Raw genomic sequence first — 584 nt, forward strand, 5'->3', positions numbered from 1 at the left:
GGCGCCGAATATTTCTTCAAGGCCACACCCGGCGTGTCGACCCCGCTGCTGGACGGCCGCGCCGACTTCGACATGGCCAAGGTGCTGTACGGGATGGTCGTCGTCGGCCTGGTGGGCGCCGCCCTCAACGCCATCGCCAGCCGCCTGGAGCAGCGCAGCCTCAAGTGGCGCCGCAGCCGCTGAGCCCCACCGAACCCCAAGATCGAAAAGGACACACCATGAGCAGCACATCCACGCTGAGCCTCCAGGGGCTGCGCAAGACTTACCAGGTCGAGGGCCAGGCCCTGCCGGTGCTCGACGACATCAACCTCGACATCGCCCCGGGCGAGTTCGTCAGCATCGTCGGCAGCAGCGGCTGCGGCAAATCCACCCTGCTGCGCCTTCTGATCGGCCTGGAGAACAGCTTCGACGGCCACATCCTGCTCGACGGCCAGCCGGTGGCGGGCACCGGGCTGGAGCGCGGCATCGTCTTCCAGGACCACCGCCTCTTCCCCTGGCTGACTGTCGAGCAGAACGTCGGCCTGGCCCTCGAGAACAACCCGCGCAGCCCACGCGAGAAAGCCGCCGCGATCGCCGAGCACATC

2 protein-coding genes are annotated in these 584 nt (G+C 68.0%); both read left to right on the forward strand.

The features are described 5' to 3' along the window. A partial coding sequence (locus tag L6Q67_RS24135) for a hypothetical protein (protein ID WP_367171685.1) occupies positions 1–183 on the forward strand: 183 nt, incomplete at its 5' end. 35 nt (positions 184–218) lie between these two features. Next, positions 219–584 (forward strand): ATP-binding cassette domain-containing protein (locus tag L6Q67_RS24140; RefSeq protein ID WP_296576241.1); only part of this gene is annotated, 366 nt, incomplete at its 3' end.

The sequence above is a fragment of the Zoogloea sp. genome (genome assembly GCF_023150065.1).
Classification (GTDB): Bacteria; Pseudomonadota; Gammaproteobacteria; order Burkholderiales; family Rhodocyclaceae; genus Zoogloea.